At 75.7% G+C, this 25,742-nt stretch carries 18 protein-coding genes; 6 read left to right on the forward strand and 12 right to left on the reverse strand.

From position 1 onward, the window contains the following. Positions 1-10: 10 nt before the first annotated feature. Both VFG42_RS04950 and VFG42_RS04955 read right to left on the reverse strand, forming a co-directional pair. Positions 11-1,534, reverse strand: a complete 1,524-nt coding sequence (locus VFG42_RS04950; protein ID WP_324905876.1) for a class I adenylate-forming enzyme family protein — start codon at positions 1,532-1,534, stop codon at positions 11-13. 24 nt (positions 1,535-1,558) lie between these two features. Continuing rightward, the gene (locus VFG42_RS04955; RefSeq protein WP_324905878.1) at positions 1,559-2,002 is read right to left on the reverse strand and encodes a MarR family transcriptional regulator; all 444 of its coding nucleotides are present in this window, start codon (positions 2,000-2,002) and stop codon (positions 1,559-1,561) included. A gap of 40 nt (positions 2,003-2,042) precedes the next feature. Between VFG42_RS04955 and VFG42_RS04960 the strand changes: the two genes are divergently transcribed. Beyond that, positions 2,043-2,585 (forward strand): TetR/AcrR family transcriptional regulator, encoded by a 543-nt coding sequence (locus tag VFG42_RS04960; protein WP_324905880.1) that lies wholly within the window; start codon positions 2,043-2,045, stop codon positions 2,583-2,585. A gap of 9 nt (positions 2,586-2,594) precedes the next feature. Here the strand turns inward: VFG42_RS04960 and VFG42_RS04965 are convergent, their stop codons facing one another. The 6 genes from VFG42_RS04965 to VFG42_RS04990 all read right to left on the reverse strand — a co-directional run bounded on the left by VFG42_RS04965 (position 2,595) and on the right by VFG42_RS04990 (position 16,231). Further along, the gene (locus tag VFG42_RS04965) at positions 2,595-3,404 is read right to left on the reverse strand and encodes a hypothetical protein (protein WP_324905882.1); all 810 of its coding nucleotides are present in this window, start codon (positions 3,402-3,404) and stop codon (positions 2,595-2,597) included. After that, positions 3,401-8,023 carry a hypothetical protein gene (locus VFG42_RS04970; RefSeq protein WP_324905884.1) on the reverse strand — a complete coding sequence of 1,541 codons (4,623 nt, stop codon included), beginning with the start codon at positions 8,021-8,023 and terminating at the stop codon, positions 3,401-3,403. Before VFG42_RS04970 ends, VFG42_RS04965 begins: the two co-directional genes overlap by 4 nt. Next, positions 8,020-9,693 (reverse strand): hypothetical protein, encoded by a 1,674-nt coding sequence (locus VFG42_RS04975; protein ID WP_324905886.1) that lies wholly within the window; start codon positions 9,691-9,693, stop codon positions 8,020-8,022. The genes VFG42_RS04970 and VFG42_RS04975 overlap by 4 nt, the downstream gene beginning before the upstream one ends. After that, complete coding sequence (locus VFG42_RS04980) at positions 9,690-11,804, reverse strand: hypothetical protein (protein WP_324905888.1); 2,115 nt, start codon at positions 11,802-11,804, stop codon at positions 9,690-9,692. Before VFG42_RS04980 ends, VFG42_RS04975 begins: the two co-directional genes overlap by 4 nt. Beyond that, positions 11,801-13,765: a PKD domain-containing protein gene (locus VFG42_RS04985; RefSeq protein WP_324905890.1), complete on the reverse strand. Its 1,965-nt coding sequence runs from the start codon at positions 13,763-13,765 to the stop codon at positions 11,801-11,803. Before VFG42_RS04985 ends, VFG42_RS04980 begins: the two co-directional genes overlap by 4 nt. A gap of 180 nt (positions 13,766-13,945) precedes the next feature. After that, entirely contained in the window at positions 13,946-16,231 is a 2,286-nt protein-coding gene (locus tag VFG42_RS04990) for a PKD domain-containing protein (RefSeq protein ID WP_324905892.1), read from the reverse strand. A gap of 296 nt (positions 16,232-16,527) precedes the next feature. Here VFG42_RS04990 and VFG42_RS04995 point away from each other — a divergent pair, with 296 nt between their 5' ends. Beyond that, the gene (locus VFG42_RS04995; RefSeq protein ID WP_324905894.1) at positions 16,528-17,238 is read left to right on the forward strand and encodes a hypothetical protein; all 711 of its coding nucleotides are present in this window, start codon (positions 16,528-16,530) and stop codon (positions 17,236-17,238) included. 105 nt (positions 17,239-17,343) lie between these two features. On the opposite strand, the gene VFG42_RS05000 is transcribed toward VFG42_RS04995, so the two are convergent. Continuing rightward, positions 17,344-18,636: a substrate-binding domain-containing protein gene (locus VFG42_RS05000; protein WP_324905896.1), complete on the reverse strand. Its 1,293-nt coding sequence runs from the start codon at positions 18,634-18,636 to the stop codon at positions 17,344-17,346. Positions 18,637-18,917: 281 nt separating this feature from the next. After that, the gene (locus VFG42_RS05005) at positions 18,918-19,982 is read right to left on the reverse strand and encodes a hypothetical protein (RefSeq protein ID WP_324905898.1); all 1,065 of its coding nucleotides are present in this window, start codon (positions 19,980-19,982) and stop codon (positions 18,918-18,920) included. Between the two features lie 157 nt (positions 19,983-20,139). On the opposite strand from VFG42_RS05005, the gene ftsH reads away from it, so the two are divergent. The 4 genes from ftsH to VFG42_RS05025 are packed head-to-tail and all read left to right on the forward strand — an operon-like array spanning position 20,140 to position 24,022. Beyond that, complete coding sequence (ftsH, locus tag VFG42_RS05010; RefSeq protein WP_324905901.1) at positions 20,140-22,134, forward strand: ATP-dependent zinc metalloprotease FtsH; 1,995 nt, start codon at positions 20,140-20,142, stop codon at positions 22,132-22,134. A 14-nt stretch (positions 22,135-22,148) separates the two neighbouring features. Continuing rightward, a complete protein-coding gene (locus VFG42_RS05015; protein ID WP_324905903.1) occupies positions 22,149-22,736 on the forward strand; it encodes a sigma-70 family RNA polymerase sigma factor in 588 nt (195 codons plus the stop codon). Beyond that, on the forward strand, positions 22,733-23,476 hold the full coding sequence (locus VFG42_RS05020) for a hypothetical protein (RefSeq protein ID WP_324905905.1): 744 nt from the start codon (positions 22,733-22,735) through the stop codon (positions 23,474-23,476). Before VFG42_RS05015 ends, VFG42_RS05020 begins: the two co-directional genes overlap by 4 nt. Positions 23,477-23,533: 57 nt before the next feature. Continuing rightward, complete coding sequence (locus VFG42_RS05025) at positions 23,534-24,022, forward strand: hypothetical protein (RefSeq protein WP_324905907.1); 489 nt, start codon at positions 23,534-23,536, stop codon at positions 24,020-24,022. 38 nt (positions 24,023-24,060) lie between these two features. On the opposite strand, the gene VFG42_RS05030 is transcribed toward VFG42_RS05025, so the two are convergent. Together VFG42_RS05030 and VFG42_RS05035 are read right to left on the reverse strand one after the other, a co-directional pair. Further along, positions 24,061-24,627: a universal stress protein gene (locus VFG42_RS05030; protein ID WP_324905909.1), complete on the reverse strand. Its 567-nt coding sequence runs from the start codon at positions 24,625-24,627 to the stop codon at positions 24,061-24,063. Then, positions 24,624-25,739, reverse strand: coding sequence for a histidine kinase (locus VFG42_RS05035; protein WP_324905911.1), 1,116 nt, complete (start codon positions 25,737-25,739; stop codon positions 24,624-24,626). Before VFG42_RS05035 ends, VFG42_RS05030 begins: the two co-directional genes overlap by 4 nt. Positions 25,740-25,742: the final 3 nt, after the last annotated feature.

A 25,742-nucleotide genomic window follows, 5' to 3' on the forward strand; every position in this document is an offset into this window, starting at 1 on the left:
GAGTATCAGTTCAACTGATATTGCGCGAGTGTCCGACCCAGAACGGCGCGCGCAGCTCGTGCTTGAGCAGCTTGCCCGCGCCGGACTTCGGCAGCGGCTCGCGCGTGACCTCGATCCCGCGCGGGACCTTGAAGCCCGCGATCGCCGCGCGGCAGTGTGCGATCAGCTCCTCGGGCGTGACGTCGGCGGTCACGCTGACCACCGCGTGGACGGCCTCGCCCCAGCGCTCGTGCGGGACGCCGAAGACCGCCGCCTCGGCCACCGCCGGATGGTCGGCCAGGACCGCCTCGACCTCGACCGAGTACACGTTCTCGCCGCCGCTGATGATCATGTCCTTGAGGCGGTCGACCAGGTACAGGTAGCCGTCGGCGTCGGCGCGGGCGGCGTCGCCGGTGCGGTACCAGCCGTCCTCGGTCAGCGCGGCGGCGGTCGCCTCGGGCTGCCGCCAGTACCCCAACATGACGTTGGGGCCGCGGACCCACAGCTCGCCGATCTCGCCGACCGGCAGCGCGGCCGCCGTCTCCGGATCCCGGACCTCGGCCTCGACGCCGACGACCGGCGCGCCGATCGAGGCCAGCCGCGCGCCGTCGGGGCGGCGGTGGTCGGCGGGCGTGCACGTCGTCACGGTCGGCGCGGCCTCGGTCATCCCGTAGAACTGCGCGACGTCGACGTCCGGGAAGCGCTCCAGCACCCGGCGCTGGAGGTCGGGCGTGATCGGCGAGGCGGCGTACTGGATGTGCCGGAGGCTGGAGAGGTCGGCGGCGGCGGCGTGGGACGCGAGGTGGTCGAGCAGCATCCCCAACATGGTCGGGACCACCACCATGTGGGTGATCCCGTGCTCGGCGACCGCCGCGCAGACCGCCGCCGCGTCGAAGCGCGGCAGGACGACCTGGCGGGCGCCCACCCACGTCGCGGCGACCACGTTGGCGGTCCCGGCCACGTGGAACATCGGGCAGACGTGCAGCCAGCGATCCTCCGGCGCGTGGCCGGTGGCCATGATGTTGTGGCGCGCGTTGGCCAACAGGTTGCCGTGGGAGAGCATCACGCCCTTGGCGCGCCCGGTCGTCCCGCCGGTGAAGGAGATCGCGGCCAGCGCGCCGGCGTCCGGCCCCGGCGCGTCGCCACGATCGCCGGGCCCGCCGTCGCGCGACAGGTCGCGCACGTGGATCCGCCGCGGCACGTCGAGCGCGCCCGCCGCCTCGGCGTGGTCCTCGTCGAAGACGAGCGCCGACAGCCCGGCGTCGGCGACCAGCGCCCGCAGCTCCTCGACCGCCAGCCGCGTGTTGAGCGACACGACCACGCCGCCGGCCGACGGGACGCCGAGGAACAGCGCGAGGTGCGCCAGCGAGTTGGCGGCCAGGACGCCGACGCGGGCGCCGGGCTCGCCGACGAGCGTCCCCACCGCGGCGACCCGCTCGACCAGCCGGGCGTAGGTGACCTCCTCCCCGCTCGCGACGTCCACGACGGCCGTCGCGTCGGCGTGCAGGCGCGCCGCGCGGCGCAGCGGCCAGGCCAGGTTCTCGCTCGCCCCCATGGCCCGCCAACGTATCAGGTGGCCTTACACGTCGTCGAGGCCCGCGCCGAGCCGCCGGACCATCGCCAGCAGCGTCTCGCGCAGCTCGTCGCGCTGCTCGCGCGAGACGTCCGCGAGCATCGCCCGCTCCATCCGGGTCACCGAGCGGTCGCAGGCCGCGAGCACCGCGCGCCCCTTCTCGGTGATCTCGGTGCGCAGGATCCGGCCGTGGTCGGGATCGGGCGCGCGCTGGATCAGCCCCTCGCCCTCGAGCTTGGAGATGACCTGCATCATCGACTGCGGCCGAACGAACGTCCGGCGCGCGAGCTGCGCGTTGGAGAGCCCGGGGCGCATGCGCAGCACCGACAGCGCGGTGTACTGCGGCAGCGTCAGGCCGTGGGCGGCCACGCGCTCCTCCACGGCGAGCGACAGGGCGCGATCCAGGCGCCCGACGACGTAGCTGATCCGCGGCTGAGGGCTCTTGCTCACGGGCGGCGACGCTATCAGCGAGCCGGTAGCGTTCCCGGTCATGCACGAGGCAAGGGGGCTTGGCTCGCGCGCCGACGAGGTGCTGCAGGCGGCGCGACAGCTGCTGGAAGAGCGCGGCCACGACGGCCTGCGCATGCGGCTCCTGGCCGACCGCCTGGGCATCAAGGCGCCGTCGCTGTACGCGCACTTCGCCGGCAAGCGCGACATGGAGAACGCGCTGATCGCCGTCGGCCTCCTGGAGCAGGCGCAGGCGGCCGCCGACGCGCTCGGCGACACGCCGCCCGAGGAGGACGTGGCACGCATGTGGGCGGCCTACCGCGCATGGGCGCTGCGCAACCCGGCCCTGCACCAGCTGATCGGGGCGCGGGCGCTGGACCGCGACGACCCGGCGATCGTCGCCGCCGAGCGGCCCGGCCGCGCGATGGTGCTGCGCTCGGCCCGCGGCGACCGCCCCACGGCGACCGCGTGCTGGGCGTTCGCCTACGGGATGGTCGCGCTGGAGCTCAACGAGCGCGTCCCGCCCGGCGCGGACCTCGACGCGATCTGGCGGGCGGGGCTGGCGCGGATCGTCCGCGAGGACTAGGACTCGCGGCTAGTCCTCGCTCGCCACCACGCCCTGCACCTTGTTGAAGGCGCAGCGGAACTTCTCGGGCCTCCCGACCGGCGCGCCGCCGGCGAAGCCGCCCAGGTCGTGGTTGTCGTAGACCGTGACGTAGTCGAGGCTGCCCGGCATCGGGTCGGCGGGCTGCGGCACCGGGTTGGGCTCGTTCTGGCGCGGGTCGCCGAGCGAGCCCGCGGTGACGCCCTCGCTGCCCGCGGCGCTGTCGCCGGCGGTCGTCGTGAAGAGGTCCGACGTCATCTCGCGGGCGTCCTTGAGCCCGTCGCCGGGGCCGATGTCGATCGAGGCGGTCGACTCGTTGTCGTCGATCGTGGACTGCAGCTTGATCCGCGGCGCGGCGCCGATCAGCTGCGCGGCGGACGGCAGCCAGCCGCCCTGGTCGACGCACGTGCGGGCCGCGTAGGCGAAGTCGTTCTTGCCGATCTGGTCGTTGGGGACCGTGTAGGTCGCGGTCTGCAGGCACCACGTGCCGAGATCCGCCGTGTCCCCCGGGCAGTTGAGCACGAGGTCCTGGCGCTTGGCGCCGCCGAGCGTGTCGGCGCGCTTGGCGGCCGCGACCTTCGGGATGACCTTGGCGGGGAACCTCTTGGCCTTGGTCAGGCGCTGGATGCCGTAGGGCTTGGGCGTCAGCGACGCCGCCGTCGGGAGCTTGACCGTCTGCGGCGGCGCGGCGGTCGAGCTGCTGCCCAGCGAGACGAACAGCGCGATCAGCGAGATCGCGAGCGCCGCGCCGGCGAGCAGGCGGGTCAGCGGGTCGGCGCTCGGGCCGGCGTGCAGGTTCATCGCGGCGTCCTTCTCGGGTCTCGGCGGTCGTTGGTGATGGTGTTGAAGGCGGGCCGGCGCCGGGGGCGCGGCCGCAGGTCGGTGCAGGCGAGGCCGGCGAGCGCGATCAGCAGCAGCGCGCCGCCGCGGGAGACGAAGGCCGGCAGCGGCCGGTCGGCCTCGTAGCGCACCGCGTTGCTCTGCGTCTCCAGCTGGTGCTCCTCCTCGCGCTGGCGCTCGGGAGCCACGGCCGACTGGTACACGTTGGCCGACGACGTCCCGCTCGGCGGCGCCGGGCGCGCCGCGGTCGGCGGCGGAGGCGGCGCGACGCCGATCACCTGCGTCAGGCCGGAGGTGACCGGGACGAACGGCGCGAAGGCGGGCGCGGTCGGGACGGCCGGCGGCTTGGGCGACGCCGGCTTGGCGGCCGCCTTGACGGCGGCGGGCGCGGGCGGCGGCGGCAGCGGGCCGGCACCGCCCGCGGGGCTCGGCTCGACCGCGGGCGGCGGCGCGTCGGGCGCGATCTTCTCGCTGCCGTCCCCCGGGTCGGTCGCCGGCACGGGCCTGGCCGGGACCGTGCCGCACGGGCGCTGCACGCTGCCCGCCTGGACGGTCACCTTCTGCGAGGACGACAGGCCGCCGCTGGTCAGCGTGATCGTGGTCGTGCCGGCGTTGTAGGCGCACAACAAGCCGCTCGTGGCGCTCGGCACCGGATCGCCCTTGGCGTCCAGCAACGGCCGCCGCGGGTTCGTCGAGGCCGGGTCGCGCGCGACGAAGTCGGCGACGCTCGGGTCCGAGGACGTGAACGTGTACTCGGGCGCCAGCGTCGTCGCGCAGGCCTGGCCGGTGCAGTCGTCGGGGATCGGCGTGTAGGGGTCGGGGACGATCTCGCAGGCCGGGCTCCCCATGCAGCCCTGCCCGGCGCGCGGACGCCGCGCGAGCCCGTCGAACAGCGCGATCTGGCTGCGCCGCAGCAGCGTGCCGTCGGTGGCGTCGACCGCCAGCTCGGCGACGTTCGGGATCAGGCGCACCGCGACCGGCGCGCGCAGGGGGTTCGCGGCAAGCCGGCTCCCCGGCCGGGTGTCGACCTCGGCCAGCAGGAACCCGCTGTTCGGCGGGCGGTCGGGCTGGACCGGCAGGAGCTTGATGTAGCCCAACGACCCGGTGCCGTAGGCCGGGATCGCGTCGCTGCCGTACGTCACCGCCCCGCTGCGGTTGACCTCCAGCGAGTTGTAGAAGTATGCCGACGCGGTGCCCGGGCCGCTGGGCAGCGGGCACGCCGTCGTCGTCGGCGCGGCGCCGGACACGAGCGTCGCGGCGACGACGTCGGCGTTGGAGAGCTCGTCCATCCCGAGGCTGCCGACGACGATCGCCGCCCGGCTCAGGCCGGCCGCGCCGGACAGCTCCTGGGCCAGCCAGCAGCGCTGGGCGTCGTCGATCGCGCCCGTGGAGGTGTCGAGCACGATGACCCGGACCGGGTCCGCGCTGTCGGCGGTGCCGGTCGAGTCGAAGGCGTAGTACCCCTGACCGGTCGCGCTCCGCGCGACGTCCGCGCTCGCGATCCCCGTCGCGGCGCGCTGCCCCTGCGGCACGCTCGCCGCCTGGAACGCGTCCTGGAAGGCGCTCAGCGAGCCGCCGTCGCGGTCGGTCCTGGCCGCCGCCGCGTACACCGGCAGCGCTCCGGCGGCCGACGTCAGCCGGTCGGCGGCCGCGGCCTGCTCGTGGCGGACGTCGTCGCTGATCGCCGGGTCCGCGGTCCCCGGCCCCGTGTAGAGGAACGCCCGCACCCGGCCCATCGCGGCGACGCGGCCGACCGCCGCCGGCAGCCAGCGCCACGGGGCGGCGCCGACCGGCTCGAGGTCCGCGCAGTCGCTCAGGCAGCGCGCGCCGCCGCCGATGGCGAAGGTGGCCTTCGCCTGGTCGTCGGCGATCGGCGCCGTCGTGGCGCCGGGGGCCGACTGCCCGTCGTCGGGGTAGCGCACGACGCTCGCGGTCTGCACCTCCGGGTCGCCGCCCACCGCCCATCCCGCTCGCCCGAACGGATCGGTCAGGAACGCCAGCACCGGGTCGGGGCGCTCGGGCAGGTCATAGTCCTTGGTGCCCGGGGCCAGGTTGATCCAGGCCTGGTGCTGCTCGTCGTGCCACCCGTGCGCGGTCTGACGCAGCACGTACCCCGAGGGCGGCAACCCATAGGGGTCGATCAGGACCGGGGCCTGGCCGGGCGGCGCGGGGCGCAGGATCGTGTCCTGGTCGATCTTGAGCTCCTGCTGCGCGTAGGGCAGGTCGTTGGTGAGCGCCGACTGCGCGGCGACCGAGACCAGCGCGCGCACGGCGCCGTCGGCGTCGTGGAAGGCGCTCAGCGCGGCGGGGAAGCCGACCGGGTCGACGTCCGCGGCGTGCCAGGCGCCGCCCGCGCCGTCGCGGACCGCCAGCGCGCCGGTCATCGTCGCGACGATCGCGCTGCCGTCGGCGAGGCCGGCGACGCGCTCGGGCACGGCCTCCACCCCGACGACCGCGCCGTCGGTGTTCCCCTTCGGCAGCGCCGCCGCGAGGCTCGGGTCCTCGTGCCAGCCGGAACCGTCGTCGACGATGATCCCGCCGCGGTACCCGAAGCCCGTGTCGGTGCGGATCGGCGTCTTGTAGGTGACGATCGCCTCGCGGCCGGCGAACGCGATCGACGTGAAGTTCGCGTCGCCGAGCCCGTCGGGCAGCGGCTCCTGGGTCCACTCGCGGTCGTAGCCGAGCAGCACGCCCTGCTTGCCGACCGCGTAGCCGCGGCTCGGGTCGTCGGGGTCGAACGCGATGCCGGTGAAGCTCGCGACGGCGGCGGCCGCCGTCGTGGGCTTGCCCGGGTCGGGCTCCCAGAGGCCCGTCGCCTGGCGCCACATCCACATCTCGCCGCCGTCGCCGACGGCGTAGGCGCGGTCGGGCGCGGGCCAGGCGACGCCGCGCAGCCGCGGCGTGGCCCGGCGGCCCGTGGCGCCCAGCAGCGCCTCGGGCGACCAGCCCTGGCCGGGCGTGTACCGGACGACCTCGCCCTGGTCGCCGACGCCGAGCGCCCGCGCGTCGATCGCCCCGACCGCCTTGCCGGGCTCGGCCGCGATCGCGGTCAGCGGGTGCCGGAACGGCACCGGCCACTGGTGCAGCTGGTTGGGCTCGGAGGTCCGGCGGTACCGGGCGACGATGCCGTTGGCGCCCAGCCAGCCGTCGTCGGGCGCCGCGAACGCCGCGCCGTGGTCGGCGCCCGCGCCGCGGCCCGCGGTCGGGACGCGGTGGAAGGCGTCGCCGTCCAGCCGCAGCATCGCGCCCTGGTCGAGGCCGGTGATCAGGCGCGTGCCGTAGGGCGAGCCGTCGGCCCAGGCGAAGCTGCGGCCGGCGCCCGCGCTGAGCTGGATGCTGAGCGACCGGTCGCAGAGCGCGGGCTCTCCGCACCAGGCCTGGGCCACCTGGCCGGCGGACTCGTCGTAGAACAGCGTGGCGTCGGAGGGGCCGGGGTCGGCGACCGCGATCGTCGCGTCGGCCCACACGCCCTGCGCGGTGGCGACCAGCGGCTGCCCCTTCAGGCGCGGACCGAGCGTGGCCGACCGCGGCGGGCCGCCGGGGCTCAGGGACGGAAGCGCGGCGGTGCGCCGCGCGAACGGCGAACCGCCGAGCGAGACCGGGCGCCAGACGGGGTCGCCGCCCTCGATCGCGCGGTGGACGAGGATGACCCCGGCCGAGCCGCCGGTGGCCAGCAGCCAGGCGTGGCCGACGCCCGCGGCGTCGATGGCGACGACCTTGAGCCCGGACGGCAGGTCGGCGGCGTCGCAGGAGGGCGCGGCGCCGAAGCAGATCGGCTCGCGCGTCCACGCCGTGCCGTCGAAGTGCAGCACCGCGCCGGGCACGGTGGCGCCGGAGGCCGTCGGGACGACGAACGCGCCGGCGCGGCCGCGCTCGGACAGCGCGGCGACCAGCGGCTGGGCCCCGTACAGCTTCTCCCCCGCGCGCAGCGGCGGGCCGGCCGCGGCCGTGGTGGTCGCGTCGGCCACGGTCGCGGTGGTGGTGGCGGGCTCGGCGGAGGAGGCGGGCGCCGACGTGGACGCCGGCTGCGAGGTGGTCGCGGGCGCCGACGTCGAGCCGGGCACGTCGGTCGACCCCGGCGCGCTCGTGCTCGCGGGCGCCGTCGTCGTCGCGGTTGCGCCGTCCGCGGCCCGGTCGGCGGCCGGCGCGGCGTGGAAGCGATCGCCGCCGGGGTCGCGCACCAGCAGGGTGTCGTTGGCCAGCAGCGCGACCGCGCCGTCCCGCGTCGCGCGGCCCTGCAGCGGGTTGTTGGGGGCCTTGAGCGTGGCGATCGGCCTGCCGTCGGCGTCCAGCGGCGCCGGCATCGCGGTCCACCCGTCCGCGTCGGTGTAGCGCAGGATCCGGCCGTCGCCGACGGACCAGACCTCGCCCTGGGCCTCGTCGGGCGAGGCGTCGATGAGCGTGCCGCCCTGGTCCAGCACGCCCAGCCACGGCTGGGCGGACGGCGCGGCGGCCGGCTCCTGGCCGGTGCTGCGCGACGCCTGCCCGACCACCAGCAGCGCGGCGGCCGACAGCAGGAGCAGCGGCGCGATCAGCCGCCGTCGGCGACGGCGACGCATGCGGGCGCGCGCGGCGCTCACGCGGCGCCCTTCGGCTTCTGGTACGGCTCGGCGCGCAGGTCGAGCTGCGTCGGCCAGCGCCTGCGGTCGAGCGTCAACTCGATCCGGTGCCTGCCCTTGGCCAGCGTCCGGCGCTTGGACCGCGCCACGACCTTGGACCCGCGCTTGGCCAGCAGCTGCACGCGCGCCTTGGCGGTCAGCGTGAACGTGAGCCGCAGCGTCGTGCGCGAGACCATCTTCCGTGTGACGCCGGTGACCAGCTTCTTGGCCTTGGCCTTGGTGCTGCTCTGCTTCGGCGGCGTGTAACCGACCGGCGGCGGCTGGGAGAAGACCGGCGGGGCGATGCCCGAGTCGTCGTCGGGCAGCGTGTCGGGCGAGACGATCGGCGTCGCGCCGTCGCTGGGCCGGTAGGTGATCAGGCGGTGCAGGCCGGGGTCGTCGTCGCGCGGCAGCGGGCCGCCGAGGTGGAACAGCCACCCGCTGTTGGTGGCCATCCAGCACTGGCCCGCCGCCGCGCAGGCGACCTGGTCCGCCGCGCCCTTGCGGGCGATGTCGTCGTCGGCGGACGGCAGCGCGGTCGCGTCGTCGACCGTCCCGTCGCCGTGGACGCGCACGAGGCGCGCGAGCCGCGAGAGGCTCCCGCCGCCCTCGCCCGGGGGCGTGTAGGCGACCCAGGCCGAGTCGGTCCCCGGCTCGGCGGCGGCCGAGGTGACGAACCCGCCGGGCGCCAGCGTCCGATCGGGATCGGTGAGCGTCAGCGCCGTCGGCTCGCCGCCCTGGAACCGCACGACGACCGGGCCCGCGCCGCGGACGGTCGGGTCCTTGCCGCCGGCGACGCCCCAGAGCGTGGCGCCGTCGCTGGAGAGCATCAGGCCCTCGACGTCGCTCGGACGGGCCGTGCCGTAGTCGACCTGGGGGCTGGCGAAGAGCGGCGTGAACGCGGGCGGCGTCCCCGCCTGGATCGCGTGCAGGAGGAACGGATGGTCGTTGGGCTCGTCGGCGACCGGGTTGTCGTCGACGGTCACCGACTCGTAGAGCGCGCCCTGGAAGGCCGCGATGTCGGAGACCGCGCGGTCCGGGTCGGAGACCGACGGGTCGTGCGCGACCAGCGACGGCCACGGGGTCAGCGACGCGCCGTCCCAGTGCAGGTGGAAGGCGCCGGCGTTGGTCGTGCCGGGCAGGCGCGCGCCGCCGAACCAGCAGTCGTTGGGCGCCAGGCAGGCCGCGCCGCGCATCGGCAGGTACGAGCCGGCCTGCCCCATCGGCTGCGCGTAGGAGGCGACGACCGCGCCGTTGACGAAGTGGCACAGCGAGCGCCCGGCGCGGCTCTCGTTGGTGGGGTTGGGCTGGCCGACCGGCTGGTCGCTGATCGTCCAGAAGTCCGACGGGCCCGCCCAGGCGATGCGGCCGTCGGTGCCGCCGCAGACCGTGGAGTAGCGATACCAGCGCGCGCCGTCGAAGGCCCAGAGGCCGTCGGCGGTGATGAGCATCCCGCGGTTGGGCGCCCAGAACGCGAGGTCGTAGACGGTGCCGATCGCGGTCGGCACGGTGCCCCCGGCGGCGACCGGCTGCTCGCTGTGCCAGCCGGCGGCGTCGGCGTCGGCGTCGGCGTCGGCGGCGGCGGTCGCGCCGAGGCCGACCGCCAGCGCGAGGGTCAGCGCGGCGAGCGCGGCGATCGGGCGCGCGGTCATCGCTTCGCCTTCCCCTTCTTGGTGGTCTTCGGCTTCTTGGTGGTCTTCGGCTTCTTGGTGGCCTTGGGCTTCTTGGCGGCGGCGACCGCGCGGAAGCGGACGTCCAGCGCGTCGTGCAGCGTGGCGCGCGCCGGCGCCGCGAACGTCACCTTGGCGCGCGCGTCGAGGCCCGCCTCGGCCTTCACGAGCGAGCTGTAGGCCTTGGTGACGCGCACGGTCAGCCGCGACAGGCCGGGCCCGCGGACGACCAGCGACCGCGCCGCGACCTGCCGCCGGGCGAGCACCCGCCGCGTCACGGTCCGGTGCCCGCCGCCGCGCTTCCTGACCGCGACGTGCCGGACGACCGGCACCGTCGCGGTGATCGTCGCGCGCAGCACGCCCACGCCCGGCACGGTGGCGTCGAAGCGCACGGTCCCGTCGCGCAGGCCGACGGCGCGCAGCGCCAGCGTCCACGCCCGCGGGACGACCGGGGCCGGCGGCGGCGCGGAGATGTCCACCCGGCCCGGCACCCCGGCGGGCGGCACGCGGTCCTCGACCAGGAACGCGTCGGCGGCGCCGTTGGCATCGACGGCCACCAGGTTGTCCGCCGCGCTGACCCACGCGACCATGCGGCCGGTGGCGTCGAAGGACGGGTAGGACGGCGTGAACGGGTTCGTGCCGCCGGGATGTCCGTCGGTCGAGGCGCCGCCGTCCACGGTCCGGCTGACGCGCCGCAGGCTCTGGCCGTCGAGGTCGACGAGGTACAGCTCGGGGAGGTCGGCCAGGACGGGTGGCGTGACGCCGAGGTAGAACGGCGGCGCCAGCGCGAACGTCGTCCGGACGGTGGCGAAGGCGATCCGGCGACCGTCCGCCGACAGCGCGAGGTCGCTCAGCGTCGCGCCGCCGAAGTCCTGGGTCAGGCGGCGCACGGCGGCGCGGCGCGCGAGGCCCGCGTCCATGTCGGCGACGAACAGGTCGACGTTCGCCGTGATCGTGTTCTGGGGCGGGATCGGCGGGCTGCCGAGGAACGCGACCGTGCGGCCGTCGGCGCTGAGCGACGGGAGCGCCAGCAGCGCGCCCGGCGTCGGGACCCAGCCGCCCTGGGCTCCCTGCTCGGCGTTGGCGTTGTCGCCGATGTTCGGGTAGGGCCCCTGGCAGGCGGCGTCGGCCATCGAGCCGCCGGCCGGGCATCCGGGCGCCTCGGGATCGCCGGCGCCCGCGACGCGGCGCGTCGGCACGGACGGGCCGTCGGCGATCCGGCGCCAGAGCGGCTCGTTGTAGGGGTCGGTCGTGGCGGCCGGGTCGCCCGCGACGGTCGCGGCCTGGTCGCCGATCCGCTGGCCCGACCAGGCGACGGTCGTGCCGTCGGCGCTGATCGCCGCGGCGGTCCCGGCGGTCACCGCGCGGCCGGGCACCGGCTGCCCGGTCATCGCGCCGGACGCGGGATCGCGACGGGCGCTGACCAGCGTGGTGCTCCGGCGGTCGAGGTCGCGCACAGCGACCTGGCCGGCCCGCGTTCCCGGTCCGGCGAGGTCGGAGTCGGCGTTGGTCACGAACGCGACCGCGCGTCCGTCGGCGCTGATCGCCTGCCGCGGCGCGGCGGCCGCGCCCTGGCCGGGCGTCGCGTAGCTCAGCCCGGCGGCGGAGCCGTCCACGGCGGAGACCAAGGTGTAGGCGCAGCTCGTCCCGGCCGCCGGGTCGCACGGCGCGCCGCCGGGCGGCGCCGCGACGTCCATGTCGCGCACGTAGACGTCGGCCACGGCGTTGGTGTCGTCGGCCGGGTCGAGCGCCGCGTCGGTGGTGAAGCTGACGTAGCGGCCGTCGGCGCTGACCGAGGGGTCGGCCGAGCCCTGGATCGCCCGCGTCGCGGCGTAGGCGTCGCCCGCCGCGACCGGCTCGACGGCGCCGTCGCGCAGGTCGCGGCGCAGGATGCCCGTCTCGCCGCCCAGCGAGCCCGCGAAGACGAGGTAGCGGCCGTCGGCCGACAGCGCGGCGGCGGTGACACCGTCGGATTGCTCACGATCCGAGAGCGTCAGCAGCCGCGGCGCGCCGAGCTCGGCACGGGCCGCGGGCGCGACGCCGACCGCCGCGAGCAGCCCGACGAGGATCGCGATGCCCCCGCGGCGGCTCATCGCACCTGCACCCTCACGCGCAGCGTCGTCGCGTTGCCCGCCTTGTCGCGGGTCACGACGCGCACGACGTAGCGGCCGGCGCGCCGGAAGCGATGCCGGAACGTCCGGTGGCCCTTCTGCTGCCTGCTCCCGTCGCCGAACCGGCAGGTGGTGGCGGACGCCACCACGCCCGACCCGGCGTCCGCCACGGTGACGGCGATCGCGTGGCGTCCGTACCGCTTGCGCGGCGCCGCCTTCGCCGTGGCCGTCGGCGGCCGCGCGTCGACCTTCAGCCGCACCGGATCGCTCGCGACGGCCTGTCCCTGCGCGTCGGTCGCGAGGACCTGCACCTGCCGCACGCCGTCCCCCAGCGCGGTCGCGGCCGGCGTCAGCGCGCGCGTCCGCAGGCCTTGGGCGACGGGGTCGCCGTCGACCAGCACGCTGTAGGTGACGAGCGGGGCGGTCGACGGCGCGGCCTCCCAGGTCAGGCGGGCGCGCCGGGGCGCGACCCAGCCGGAGGGCGCGGTCACCAGGAACGTCGCCGGGGCGGCGGTGACGCCCTCGGCCACGACCTCCTGGCCCGCTCCGGCCCCCTGCAGGAACGTCAGGACACCGTCTCCGTCGCGGTCCCCCGCGAGGCTGAGCCGCGACACGTCGCCCGCCAGCGCGCCGGCGACCACGCCGGTCTGGACGCCGCCGCCCGCCTGCTCCTGGCGGACGGCGACGGCGGGCAGGCCGTCGGCGCCGACGGTCTCCCAGGCCGCGATCGTGCTCCCCCGCGCCGAGCGCGCGAGCACGACGTCGCCGCCGGGGACGGGCCCCGGCGCGGGCGGCGGGTCGCCGAGCGGCGACGCGGCGCCCAGCGGCGCGGTCCGGAGCGCGGTCCCGGCGGCGAAGGCGGCGAGCGTGCTGCCGTTCTGACCGCTGTCGGCGACCGCCACGGCGGGCGGGCCGACCGTTCCGGGCACCGCGCCGCCGTCGACCGCGACCGCGCCGGCAAACCTCCCGGCCTGGTCGTCGAGGCTCACCGGGAGCTGGTTGGCGAGCACGCGCGTCGTGCCCTCGGCCCCCGGGTAGCGGGCGACGACCTGGGCCATGCCGAGCGGGCTCACGGCCAGCGCGAAGGCGTCGGCGTCGTCGGTCAGCGGCGCGCCCTGCCACGTCGTCGGCGTCGCGGGGAGCGTCGGCCCGGGCGTGGTCCCGAAGACGCGCTTGGCCCAGATCCGCGCGACCCCGTTCTGGTCGCGCTCCTGCCAGGCCACGACCGCGCTGCCGTCGTCGGCGATCCCGACGCGCGGGCCGTTGATGGCGTTCGGCGCGGGGACCGAGGCGTCGGGGTTGCGGTTGATCGCGCCGAGGCGGGACCAGCGCGTGCCCTGCAGGCGCGCGACACGGAGGTCGGCGAGCACGTCGTTGGGGCGCAGCTGGACCTTGTCGGTCGCCGTGCCCGCGATGAAGTCATAGGTCGTGACCCGGTAGGCGACGATCGCCCGCCCGGCGTCCGCGCCGGCCAGCGACGGGTTGACGTCGTTGCCCTCCCCCACGTTGGGGTCCACGATCAGCGAGGGCCCGAAGCGCGTCGCGCCCGGCCCGAGCGCGGCCGAGTAGAGCGCGTAGCGGATGCGGCCGGCGACGGTGGCGATCTGGCTGACCCACACGACGAGCAGGCGACCGTGGTCGGAGGCGGCGATCGCGACCTGGCGCGCGTCGTAGGGCAGGTCGTCGGCCCGGATCGGCGACGACCAGGCGCCGTGCAGACGGCGCGCGACGAAGACGTGCGGGACGCCCTGGTCGAGCTTGATGTAGGCGATGCCGCCGGTGCCGTCGGAGGCCAGGGCGGCGCCGCCGACGTCGCGGACGTCGGCGCTGGGGCCGTCCACGGTCACGGGCCGCTCGACGAGCGCGAGCGCGGTGGATGGGCACGCCGCGGCCGCGAGGAGCAGCAGCGCCGGCGTGTGGCGGAGAAGGCGGGTGAGGGCCACGACGAGGTCAGGCGAGGAGGGCGGGCGGCGGCGCGAGCGCCTGCCGCAGGCCACCTTCGCATCCGCCCTGGAAGAGTTCAAGGGAGTTATGGTTCTGTTCACAGAGTGACTACAGGTGCTCATGGGCGAACGGGGCGACGAGCGGTCCTCGCCGCCCCGTTCGCGCGCGTGGGCGCCGCGCTACTTGCGCTGGGCGGGCGCCTTGAGGGCCAGCGTCCGGCTCGTCTTCGCGCCGCCCGTGACGGCGATCGCGGCCGTGACGCTCAGCCGCCTCTTCTGCTTGAGCAGCCTGAAGCCGGCCGACGAGAGCTTGATCTTGATGGTCTTGCTCTTGCCGGCGTCGACCGAGAAGGCGCCGCTGCCGACCTTGACCGTCTCGGTCCTGGTCCTGCCCTTGACCTTCTTCTTCACCTTGGTCGTGAGGTCGATCCGGCCCGCCGTGGCGGCGCCGCCCGCCGGGCAGGTCAGCTTGAGCGCCAGCGAGCCCTTGGCGTCGACGACCGGCGAGCCGAGCGTCGGGGTCGGTGGCGCGGCGGGCGTGGTCGTGCCGGGCCCCGGCGTCTTGCCCGGGTCGGGCGTCGTGCCCGGTCCGGGGGTCGGGCCGGGATCCGGGGTCGGGCCGCCGCCGCTCGGCGTGCCCGCGACCGTGATCGTCTGCTGCGCGACGTTGGCGGAGCTCACGCCGTCCTGGCTGACGACCGTCAGCTTGACCGTGCGCGCCAGGGCCGTGGCGCCGGCGTTGGCGAAGGCGTGCGAGACCTTCGCGGTCGTCGTCACCTGGGACTGGCCGTCACCGAAGTCCCAGCGGTACTCCTTGAGCGCGTGGGTCGGGTTGCCGTCCGGGCCCGCCGAGTCCAGCGAGTCGGTCGCGTCGAAGGCCACCGAGCCGCCCGCCGCGGGCGCGCGGTCCGACACCGAGAACGAGGCCACCGGCTTCGGCGCGTTGACGGTCACCGACAGGTACACGGGATCCGTCGGCGGCGCGCCGTCGACCTCGATCCGGACGCCGACGTCGACCGTCCCCGGCTTCAGGAACCTGTGGGTGCTGACGAGGCTGGGCTGGGCCAGGTCGACGAACCCGTCGCCGTCGCCGTAGTCCCAGCTGACCTTCGACGCGGTGCCGCCGTTGAGGTCCGAGCCGGAGGCGTCGAGCTGGACGCTCTGGCCCTTGGTCACCGTGATCCCGGTGGTCTTGCCGTCGACCTTGAAGGAGCCCGACGCGCGGGGGCAGCCCGAGCCGCCGTCGCCGAAGAGGTGGATCAGCGGCCCGTCGACGAGCTCGCCCGCCGGGTCCATCGCGGCGAACGCGAGGTCGTCGCCCGCGCCGGCGGCGATGCCGCCCGCGCCGTTGCCGTTGGCGGTGATCTTGCAGGTCGTGGTGCCACCGCCGTAGACGTTCTTCAGCGCGCCCGTGGTGGGCGAGAAGCCGCGGACCCGGACCGACGAGTCGTCGCCCTCCATGAGGTAGAGCGTGGTCCCGTCGGACGAGAGCGCGATCGGGCTGCCCGAGCCGTAGCGCGTGGTCGTGTCGAAGCTGTCGGCGCCGGGCAGCGCGAGCGGCGAGCTCGTGTCGGTCAGGACCAGCGACGACGTGCCGGTCTCCTTGGGCATGCGGTAGACGGACTCCGAGGAGCACGGGCAGGTGTGCGGGAACGTGCCGTGGAAGACGGCGGTCGACACGTACACCTGGCCGTCGGGGCCGATGGCCAACCCGGACGGGTTGCCGACGCCGGCCCCGTCGGGCTCGAGCCCGACGCCGAAGCCGGAGACGCGCGTCGCGGCGGTGCCGTCGGGCGCGATGTGCTGCAGGATCCCCTGGGGGTCGGCGGCGGTGCCGTCGTCGACGCCGAGCACGACGACGTCGTGCGACGTCGGGTCGACCGCGATGCCGCCGGCGAAGTCCACGTGGTGCGCGGCGTCGCCGGTGAAGTCGAACAGGACGCCGCTGCTCAGATCGGCGGGCGCGGTGAGCGTGCACGGCTCGGCCGCCGCGCAGTCCGCCGAGTAGACCAGGATCTTCTGCGCGACCTGGTCCCCGTGCGTGTCGGCGTCGACCAGCGCGTACACGCGACGCAGGGCGGGGTCGACCGCGAGGCTCACCACGTAGGCCTGGGGCGCGTCGCCGACCGGCGTCGAGACCGAGCCCTTCAGCGTCCCGTCCTTGCCGTACATCCTGATGCGCGGCCACAGGTGCGTGAAGTTGTCGTCGATGTCGAGGTCGGCGACGAACAGGTCGTCGTCGGCCGTCGTCGCCGTGCCCTTCGTGTCGAAGGCGGTCGGGCCGGGGTTGACGAAGTCGTGGGCGCCCGTGGCCGGGAACGCCGAGACGCCGAACGCCGCGGTCTCGCCGGTCGCCGCGCCCGCTGGGGACGACGCGACCCACAGCGCGGACAGGCAGAGGATGGTCGCGACCGCGGCGAGCAGCATGCTCTCGGCACGGCGCGCGGGACGAAGCAGGTCCAGCATCGACAGGGAGATCTCCTGAGTCGGGGTGTGCGTGCGCCCGAGACGTGTCGGGGGCCAGTGGCCGCGGGACCGACCGCCGCGCACCCTAACGACGCGACATCGACATCACCTAGGAGTTATCGATATGTTCACCAAGTGGGTCGAGCGCCGCTGAGCGCGGGCGGCGCTGAGGCCCGCGCGGGGCCGCGGGTGTGACCAGCGTGTCGCCGACCCGGTTAGATCTTTTTATGGTGAGACTCGGTGACGAACGGCCTATGTTCCCCGCCGTCCGATTCCACCCTCACCAGGAGATCCCGATGAAGAACCCCCTCGTCCGCCTCGCCGCCGCGGCCCTGAGCGCCGCCGGCGTGGCCGCGCTGACCGCCGGTCCCGCGCTCGCCGGCACCCCGTCGTTCGACCGCTGCCCGCGCGCCCAGGCGACGGTCGCCGGCTGCGCCGAGATCACGTCCACCGACGGCGCGATCACCGCCAACGACCACACGCTGCCGCTGGGCGGCGCCGGCCTCGACGTCCAGGGCGGCCTCACCGACGTCGGGGCCTGGGTCCCGTCGACGAGCCGGCCCACCCTGACCGCGCGGCCGGTCGACGTGCCCGGCGGCCTGCTCGGCCGGGACCTGCCGTCGCGCCTCAACACGGTGAAGGCGACGATCGAGCCGGTCGGCCCGATCGACTACGACGTCTACTCCTACAAGCTGACGCTGCCGGTGCGGATCCACTTCACCAACCCGCTGCTCGGCCCCAACTGCGCGATCGGCTCGGCCGCCGCGCCGATCACGCTGAGCCTCGCCGTCACGACGCCGGGCACGTTCACCTCCCCGCCGAACGCCGACTTCGGCCTCGAGGGCCAGGTCCAGGGCGACGCGGGCTTCGCGGTGCCCGCGGCCACCGGCTGCGGCGTCGTGGCCCAGACCTCGGTGACCAAGATCATCAACCGGAACCTCGGCCTGCCGTCGGCGGCCGGGAACAACCGCGCGCAGCTGACGCTGAACCACTACGTCGGCGCCTGAGGCGACACGCCGCACCGGCTCCGAGAGCGCCGCGGCCGGGCCCGATGGGCCCGGCCGCTTCGCGTCGCGTCTCCGGGGCGCGGGACGGGCGCGCCCCGCGCTCGGTCAGCCCGTGATCTCGCCGACGCCCGTCGACGCAGTCGTCAGCACGTCGGTCGGGAGGGCCTGGTAGTCGTTGGACGAGGACAGCGCGTCGCTCTGCCCGGCCGCCGACACCGCGTAGCCCAGGTAGTCCTTGACCGTCTGGGCGATGTTCGCGGAGCTGCCGCCCCACGTCGCCGCCGTGTAGTTGCTGAGCGCCAGGTCCCACGTCAGCGTGCACAGCGGGTAGGCGCTGCCGGCGTTGGCGCGGTACGTGCCCGACCAGTCGCCAGTGGCCCCCGACGCGGGCAGCGGCGAGTAGCTGTTGTTGGCCGTCGGGCAGTTGGACTGCGCCTTGGTCGCCGACACGCCGTTCGTCGACGGGTTGGGCGTCGTCGTCGTCCCCGTGCGGATGTTCGTCCACGACAGGTTCGGCCAAGTGCCCGAGACGCCACCCTGCGCGGCGTACACCGAGCGCGCGTCCGACAGCGCGGCGTAGCCGATGCTGCTGCCGGCCGCGCCGACCGTGCGGACCTCGTCGCCGCCGCCGGAGCCGCTGCCGGCCCCGCCGGAGCACGGCAGCGCCATCGCCGACGCGCAGCCCGACTGCGACTTGGTGACCGCGCCCGGCCACACCGTGTTGTTGGCGGGCGACTGCAGGTCGGCCCAGGTCGACGTGCCGGACACCGCGCCCGAGTTGACCGTAGTGAGGTAGTGCTTGAGCTGGTACGTCGTGCCCGAGCTGTCGTTGCGCGTCACCACGTTGATGGTGCCGCTGCACGCCGCGTTGAGCGTCGTCCACGACGTCGTCGCGCCGCGGAAGACCGACTCGACCTGGGCGGGCGTCAGCGTCGAGATCGTGCAGCCCGTGGGCGGGCTGACGACGATCGCGATCGCGGCCTGGGCGACCGGGATGCTCAGCGCCTGACCGCCCGTAGTCGTAGTGACGTTGGCGATCTGCGTCGCGTTGGGCGCGTCGTCCGTGCCGCAGAACGGGTACGTCGTGCTGACGGCGCCGCCGTTGGCGCCGAGGCCGCCGAGGCAGCTGCCCGAGCTGGACCGGTCGTAGGCGACCGTCGGCTTGTTGGGGGCCGTGTTGCAGCCGGAGGCGCTGACGTTGAAGCCACCGCCGCCGACGGCGCCCGTCCAGATGTCCTGCGCGGCGCCCTGCAGGGAGGAGCCCTGCGCAGTGATGTTCGCGCCCAGGCAGTGCCCGGGCAGCGCGGCCTGAGCGCCGCCCGCCCCGATGCCCGACAGGGCGACCGTGGCGGTCGCGGCGGCGAGGGCAACGCCCAGCCGCCGGGTCTTGATCTTCATGGTGATGGATGCTCCGTGTTCGTGTGGAACCCGCGCACGGTCGTGCGCGGGCAGCGCGAAGCGCACCGCCGTCCGTTGCGATGGCCGCCCCGCCCGACACCTGCTTCGGCCGCTCCCTTGGACCACCGGCGGATTCCCGTCCGTCCGGACCGATGTCGGCCGCCGCGGAACGTAGCTCGCCACCGGGAGAGTTCAAGAGAGTTTTCAGTGTGTTCCGCTGCCGATCCGGCTGCTTCTGCCGGACCGGCAGGCCGCGCGCGTCCCGCCGGTAGACGGGTGCGTCAGCCGCCCTCCAGGCCCGCGGTCACGCGCTGCAGCCAGGTGGCCTCGGCCACGCGGCGGGCGAAGAAGCCCCGTGGGACGGCGGTCGCGCCGCGCGCCGCCCGCGCCGCCCGCGCCGCCCGCACCGCCCGCGCCGTCCCCGCCTCCGGCACGGCCCGCCCCGCCGCCCGCAGCGCGCGGCGCCACTGGGGGTCGTCCGCCAGGCGGGCCAGCTCGTCGCGGACGCGCGCGTGCTGCCCGGGCTTCAGCCCCGACGCCTCGACCAGCGCCGTCCACGCCCGCGGCGCGACGCCGTCGCGCGACGGCCAGCGCAGCACGCGCAGGTGCCCGGCCGCCACCTCGGCCTGGAGCTCGCTGCGCGGCGCGAGCACCACGTCGGCCTCGCCCGCCGCCAGCCCCAGCGCGGCCTCCGCCCCGCTCGGGTAGGCCCGGTAGGCCACGCGCCCCGACACGCCGGCGCGCTGGACCAGGCGCCCGAGCTGGGCCTTGGTCCACGCGTCGCCCTCGATCGCGACCAGATGGGCCCGCGGCCTGCGGCTCAGCTCGTGCGCCAGCTGGGCCCCCGAGCGCACCCTCGACGCCGGCCGGACCGCGAGCTGCAGCTCGTCCTCGGCCAGCACCGCGACCGGGCGCGCGGCCCTCAACGCCTCCTCGGCGTCCCCGGCCGCAGTGGCCACGCCGCCGAACACCGCGTCGGACCGGCCGCGCGCGAGGTCGGCGACCGTCGCCGACGACACGACCAGGAGGTCCGCGGGCCGCGCGTGGCCGGGCTCGTCGCCCAAGAACCGCGTCACCGCCCCCGCCGCGCCGCCCTGCCGCAGCACCTTCACGGTCGCCGGGCGCCCGGTGAGCTGCAGCGACGCCGCGGCCTGCCGCGCGACCGCCTCCGACGGGCCGCCGGCCTCGGTGCCCGGCACCCACAGCGTCAGGTGCGCGTCGACGGTCGCCGCGTCGCCGGTGTCCCCCAGGAACGGGTGGTGCAGCAGGTCGGACACCGCGTGGGCCAGCAGGACCAGCATCAGCGCCGGCCACAAGGCCCGGCCGACGCGGGACTCCCGAGACACGCGCGCGAGTCTAGGAGCGCCCGAGCGGCGCGGATGTCGCCGAGCGGTGAACGGCGCGTAGCTTTTCCGGCCGGCCGGCCGTGTTCACGCAGGAGTGTTGTCGAAGTTCCCCGAGTGTTCACAACATGACCACCCCCGACCAAGAAGGTGCCCGGCCATGTCGAATCCGCGCCTCGCCCAGAACTACGGTCGCCCCTCGCCCATCAAGGCGGTCGCGACGCGCGTGGGCGAGGTCGCGGGCGCCGTCGGGCGCGTCGTGACCAAGGACGTGCTGTCGACGGTGCTGGCGCTCGCGTCGCTGGCGCTCGCCGTCACGTTCTTCAGCCTGCTCGGCGGCCTCGGGCCGCAGGGCGAGGGCCAGAGGGTCGCGCTCTCCAACCTCACCGCGCTGGCCTCCGCCCAGCGGCTGCAGAGCGCGACGCTGCTGGACCATGACCACCAGGTCGTCGCGCACACCGACACCGGCCTGCAGGTCTACGCCAGCTACCCGTCGTCGGACGCCGCGACCGCGTCGCTGTACCGGACGCTAACCGCCGGCGGCGCCCAGGTCCAGGTCGACCTGCAGTCCTCCAAGCCGGCGCGCGCGATCGTCGTCCAGTTCCTGATCCCGATCCTGCTGCTGGTCTGCCTGTTCGCGTTCTTCACGCGCCAGAGCGCCGACGCCTCCGGGGGCATCGCGTCGTTCTCGGCCTTCCGCGGCAAGGGCCGCAAGCGCAAGAAGGGCGCGTCGCCCATCACGTTCGACTCCGTCGCGGGCGCCGGCGAGGCCGTCGCCGAGCTGCGCGAGATCCGCGACTTCCTCGAGGACCCGTCGCGCTACCTCAGCATGGGCGCCGCCGCGCCGAAGGGCGTCCTGCTCGTCGGCCCGCCCGGCACCGGCAAGACGCTGCTGGCCCGCGCCACGGCCGGCGAGGCCGACGCCACGTTCTTCACCGCCAGCGGCGCGGAGTTCGTGGAGTCCCTGGTCGGCGTCGGCGCGGCGCGCATCCGCTCGCTCTTCGCCACCGCGCGCAAGAACGCGCCCGCGATCATCTTCATCGACGAGCTCGACGCCGCCGGCCGCAAGCGCGGCGCGGGCGTCGGCCAGGGCAACGACGAGCGCGAGCAGACGCTCAACCAGCTGCTGGTCGAGATGGACGGCTTCGGCGGCGACGCGGGCATCGTCGTCATGGGCGCGACCAACCGCCCCGACATCCTCGACCCGGCGCTGCTGCGCCCCGGTCGGTTCGATCGCCAGGTGGTCGTGGACAACCCCGATGCCCACGGCCGCCTGGAGATCCTCCAGCTGCACGCCCGCGGCCGCGCGTTCGACCCCGAGGTCGACCTGATGCAGATCGCCCGCCTGACGCCCGGCTTCTCCGGCGCCGAGCTGGCCAACCTCGTCAACGAGGCCGCGCTGCTGACCGTCCGCGAGGGGCGCGCCGAGATCGACCAGCCGACGCTGGAGGAGGCGATCGACCGCGTCGTCGCCGGCCCGGCCAAGAAGCACGTGCTGACGCCCGAGGAGCAGTGGACGATCGCCATCCACGAGGCCGGGCACGCGGTCACGACCCGCGCGATCGGCCAGGCGGTCAGCGCCCAGAAGCTGTCGATCGTCGCCCGCGGCCGCCAGCTCGGCACCGCCGCGCACATGCTCACCGACCGCGACGCGGTCATGCACGCCAAGTCCGACCTCGAGCGCCACCTGGCGGCGATCATGGCGGGCACGGCCGCCGAGCTGATCGAGTTCGGCGAGTCGTCGACCGGCGCCGGCGACGACCTCCACGCGGCGACCAAGCTCGCCCGCTCGATGGTCACCTCCTACGGGATGAGCCAGCGGCTGGGCTCGGTGACGATCGGCGAGGCCGGCGGCGAGGTCTTCCTCGGCGCGGCGCTGCAGGAGCTCGGCGCGGTCGGGCCGCACACGCTCGACATCATCGACGAGGAGACCGAGCGGATCGTCGAGGAGGCCAAGTGGCGCGCGACGCACGTGCTGCGCCGCAACTGGAGCGCGGTCGAGGAGACCGCGCGGTCGCTGCTGGAGCACGAGACGCTGTCGGGCGTCGCGCTGGACGCGGTCCTCTCGACGGTCACCGCGGTGGACCTCGACGCGATCGCGATCCCCGACGAGGTCGACCCGCGCCGTCGCCGCGCCGCCGACGACGCGCGCTGACGCCGGCGGGTGCGATGCGCGCGGCGCTCCCACCGGCGACCGGGACGGCGCGCGTCGTGACGCTGGGCGAGGACGACTTCCTGCGGCTGTACCGGCGCATGGCCGGCGTCTTGTTGGTGTTCTTCCAGCGGCGGCTGCACGACGCCGAGCTGGCGACCGACCTCACCGCCGACACGTTCACCATGGCCTTGGAGCGCCGCGACCAGTATCGCGGCGCCAGCGACGAGGAGCTGTCGGGCTGGGTCTGGGCGATCGCCCGCTCGCTGCTGCGCGACCACGAGCGCCGCGAGGAGACCGGGCGGCGCACCGCGCGCCGGCTCGGGCGCGAGCGCCGCGCGCTGACCGACCGCGAGATCGAGCGCATCGAGGAGCTGGCGGGCATCCGCGAGCTGCGCGAGGCGGTCGCCGCCGGGATGGCGGACCTCCCGGAGGACCTGCGCGTGGCGGTCGCGCTGCGCGTGCTGGACGACCTCAGCTACACGGAGATCGCCGCGCGCCTGGGGATCACCGCGTCAGGCGCGCGGACCCGCGTGTCGCGCGCGCTGCGCATCCTGGCCGACCGCATCCGCCGCCAGCACACCGAGTGGAAGACGAACCGGTGAGCGACGCCGACGATCCCGCCGACCTGCCGATCCTGGCCGAGCTGGAGCACGAGTTCCGGGCCATGGTGGCGGCCGAGCTGCGCGGCGCCGCCCCGGCGCGCGTCGCGGCACCGCGGGCGCCCGCCGCGCGCACGCCGACGCCCGCGCCGCCGACGCCCGCGCCCCGCCGCGCCGCGCGCCGCCCCGCGCTCGCGGCCGGGCGCCGCATCCTCGGCCGCGCGGTCGCCGCGGGCGCGCTGGCGGGCGTGGTCGGCGCGACCGCGTTGGCCACCAAGTCGGTCGTCGGCCACGGCGCGCCGGGCGCGCGGCTGCTGGAGCGCGCGGCCGGCCACGAGCTGACGCTGCGCCCCTACCAGCGTCGGTCGTGCCTGGACGTCGCCTACGACGGCGGCGTCGCCAGCCGCTGCCTCGACGCGCCGGACGCCGGCGGCGTGCGGCCGCTCAGCGCGGTCACGCCGGGCGGCCGCGTCGTCGCCGGGCTGGCCGGGCGCGACGTCGCGCGGGTGGTCGTCCGCAGCGGCGGCCGGCGCGTCGCGGTCGCCACGCACGCCCTGCCGGGCGGCACGCTGCGCTGGTTCTCGGCGCTGCTGCCCGCGCTGCCCCGCGAGGCCGACCGCGCCGCGACCGTCGCCCCGCGCCGGGACGACGGCACGCCCGCGGGCCGCGCGGTCGCCGACTGCACGCTCGGCACCGCCGCGAGCTGCCGGGCGGCCCGTGAACACACGGAGGTCCGAATGTGAACGTCCCGATAACTCGTTGAAGCGTTTGTCCACGCCGTGCCTCATACTCTCCGGGGCATGGCCGCTGTTCCGCATCCGAACACCGACGGAAGCACCGTCCTCACGCAGATCCGCCAGACGATCGACGCCCGGCTCGTCGAGCTGGAGCCGGTCGCGATGGAGCTGACCCGGCTGCGGCAGCTGCGCGAGGTCGTCGAGACGCTGGAGGCCAGCGGCCAGGACACGATCACGCCGGACCTCACCGCGCTGCTCGGCCACGCCTCGGCGGGCGGCGACGCCGTCGGCGACCTCCCCCGCCCGATGATCCGCCGCGGTCGCCGCGGCACCAAGCGCGGCCGCGACGGCCGCGCGCCCCAGGGCGCCAACAAGCAGCTGATCCTCCAGACGGTCCTGGAGCGCCCCGGCATCGGCGCGCCCGAGATCGCCGAGCTGACCGGCATCAAGCGCACGATCGTCGCCGCGACGATCAACCGCCTCAAGCGCGGCGGCGAGCTGGAGCCCTACGGCGAGGGCGTGCGCGTGCCGTTCGTCGCCGCCGCGGGCTGAGGCGCCCCGCGTCCGGCAGCGCGCCCCGCGGGCGTCGCTCAGAAGTGGCCGATCACCTCCGCCGCGACCGCGCGGTCGTCGGCGGGCGCCGGGCGCAGGATCATGACCTCGGCGTCGGCGCGGTCCAGCAGCCAGACGAGGTCGTCGCCGGTGAGGCTGTGGCCGGCCTGGTGCTCGGCGGAGACGATCACGCGGTCGAAGTGCTCGTCGGAGAGGATCCGGCGCAGCGCGTCGCGGAACGTGCGGCCGCGCACGACGCGCCCGTCGATCGCGACGTCCTGGGCGACCGCGCGCTGCTCGATCGTCTCCAGCAGCGGCATCGCCCGCAGGCACTGCGCGGGCAGCGCCGCGTCCAGCGGCAGGTTCAGCGGCACGGTCGCCAGGTAGCACGGCATCAGCGTCGCGTTCTCCACGCGCGCCAGCCGCACGGCCGCGTCGAACGCGCGCCGCGAGATCGACGACCCGGTGAACGGCAGCAGGATCCGCCGCACCGCCTCCGGTCGCGCGTCGCGCGAACCCCGGCGCGTGCGACGCGGCGCGGCCCAGCGGCCGAGCAGCACGCCGCAGGCCAACGCCACCAGGAACGCCACGGTGATCGCGATCATCGTCTCTGCTCCCTTCGTCCTCGCATCCGCGTGCGGTCGGCGACGATCCGGACGTCGACGCCCGGCGCCAGCCGCACCAACCGCATCGGCAGCGGCTCGCGCAGCCGCCCCAGCCCCCGCGCCGGGCGCGACGCGCCCACCAAGATGTAGGTGATGCCCCGCTCGCCCGCCACGCGCGCGGCGAGCGCCGCGACGTCGTCGCCCTCCTCCACCACCATCGTCGCCCCGAGCACCGACGCCAGCTGGCGCAGCGCGTGCAGGCTGCGCGCCGTCTCGCCGTCGCCGCCCGGCCGCGCGCCGCCCGGCGGCGCGACCCACAGCAGGTCCAGCGGCGCGCTCAGCCGCTGCGCGCTGCGCCACGCGCGCCGCACCAGCCGCTGCGCGCCCGGGTAGGGCTCGACCAGGGCCATCAGCCGCTCCCCCACCGCCTGCGCCACCACGTCGTCCACCGGCTCGACGCGCTGGGCCTCGACGTTCTCGGCCACCTGCCGCAGCGCGGTCTCGCGCAGGGCGTTCAGGTTCTCGATCTTGAAGAAGTTGCTCAGCGCCGCGTCGATGCGGTCGGCCGGGTAGATCCGCCCGGCGCGCAGGCGCTCCAGCAGCGCCTCGGGCGTGACGTCCACCAGCACGATCTCGTCGGCGCGCCGGAGCACCGTGTCGGGCACGGTCTCGCGCACGCGCACGCCGCTCAGCTCGGCGACCTTGTCGTTGAGCGACTCGAGGTGCTGGACGTTCATGGTGGACAGCACGTCGATGCCCGCGCCGAGGATCAGCTCGACGTCCTCGTAGCGCTTGGGGCGGTCGAGGCCGGGCGCGTTGGTGTGGGCCAGCTCGTCGATCAGGCACAGGTCCGGGCGCCGCGCGAGCACGGCGGGGACGTCGAGGTCGGAGAACGTCGTCCCGCGGTAGGTGACGCGACGGCGCGGCAGGCGCTCCAGGCCGATCGCGCGCGCCTCGGTCTCCGCGCGCCCGTGCGTCTCCAGCAGGCCGATCACGACGTCGCGGCCGGCCTCCAGCTCCGCGCGCCCCTCGTCGAGCATCCGCACGGTCTTTCCGACGCCCGCGGCCATGCCGAGGAAGACCTTCAGGTGACCGGTCGCGTCGGAGACCACCGC

It is taken from the genome of Baekduia sp. (assembly GCF_035685985.1).
Taxonomy (GTDB): domain Bacteria; phylum Actinomycetota; class Thermoleophilia; order Solirubrobacterales; family Solirubrobacteraceae; genus Baekduia.